This is a genomic window from Escherichia sp. E14S1, assembly GCF_004211995.1.
In the GTDB taxonomy this organism is placed as follows: domain Bacteria; phylum Pseudomonadota; class Gammaproteobacteria; order Enterobacterales; family Enterobacteriaceae; genus Escherichia.
In genome coordinates, this window is sequence record NZ_RHJQ01000031.1 from 1 (window position 1) to 1,314 (window position 1,314).

The following is a 1,314-nucleotide window of genomic DNA, read 5'->3' on the forward strand; positions in this document are numbered from 1 at the left end:
GAGCCTGTACATCATTCTGTGTAAATGCCTTTCTCAGAAGTGACCGTCAAGGCGGTCACCGAACTCGATAATAAAGCGACTCATGGCTATCCGCCAGTCCTGAAGTGGCATCGTCCATTTCTGTGAGGCTGACTGGATAGCCAGCCACACCACTTTTTTCACCGATTCATCTGTCGGGAACACTTTCCGTTTCTTTATCGCATGTCTGATGACGCTATTCAGCGATTCGATTGCGTTAGTGGTGTAGATAACCTTGCGGATCGTCTCCGGGTACACGAAGAAGGTGGCAACATTCGGCCAGTTTGCCCGCCAGCTGCGACTTATCTGCGGGTACCGTGCATCCCATTCCTTCCCGAACGCATCCAGCGCCTGCAACGCGCCTTCTTCCGTGGCTGCGCGGTAAACCTGTTTCAGGTCACGGGTTACCGCTTTATAGTCTTTCCACGCCACGAACCGAAGGCTGTTGCGTACCATGTGTACTATGCACAACTGGATCTGCGTCTCCGGGTAGACGGCATTAATCGCTTCCGGGAAGCCTTTCAGGCCGTCCACACAGGCGATAAGGATATCGTTCAGGCCGCGATTTTTCAGTTCCGTCAGTACATTCAGCCAGAACTTTGCACCTTCATTTTCGGCCAGCCACATACCCAGCAGCTCTTTCTGACCATCAAGGTTAATACCCAGAGCCAGGAACACCGCTTTGTTGATAACCCGGCTGTCCTGCCGTACTTTCAGGACAATACAGTCAAGATAAACAATGGGATAAATCGCATCCAGAGGACGGTTTTGCCATTCTACAACCTGGTCGATTACGGCATCGGTGACTTTCGATATCAGCGCCGGAGAGACGTCTGCATCGTACATTTCTTTGAAGGCTGAGGTAATTTCGCGGGTAGTCATCCCTCTGGCATACAGCGCCAGGATCTGGTTGTCCATGCCGGTAATGCGGGTCTGATTTTTCTTCACCAGTTGTGGTTCGAAGGAACCATCGCGATCACGTGGAGTACGTAATTCCATCGGCCCGTCGGTAGTGGTGACGGTTTTCGTGGAATAGCCATTACGGGAGTTGGTTCCCGATTTGGACTGATTTTTTTCATGTCCCAGATGGTGAGTCAGTTCAGCGTTGAGAGCAGCCTCAACACTGATTTTCTTGAGCAAGCGATCGAACTGACTGAGATCTTCAGGGGTTTTGAGATTTTTGGCCAGTTCGTTAGCCAGAGCCTGCAATTGTTTGTCGTCCATAATTTAACCTTCATTTGATGTTGAATTGAACATATCAAAATCAGGCAATTACACAAATCTATGTACAGGCTC

1 protein-coding gene is annotated in these 1,314 nt (G+C 50.0%); it reads right to left on the bottom strand.

Annotated elements, in window-relative coordinates; genetic code table 11:
• Positions 1 to 33: 33 nt before the first annotated feature.
• Entirely contained in the window at positions 34 to 1,242 is a 1,209-nt protein-coding gene (locus D9734_RS21835; RefSeq protein WP_130210523.1) for an IS256 family transposase, read from the bottom strand.
• Positions 1,243 to 1,314 lie beyond the last annotated feature (72 nt).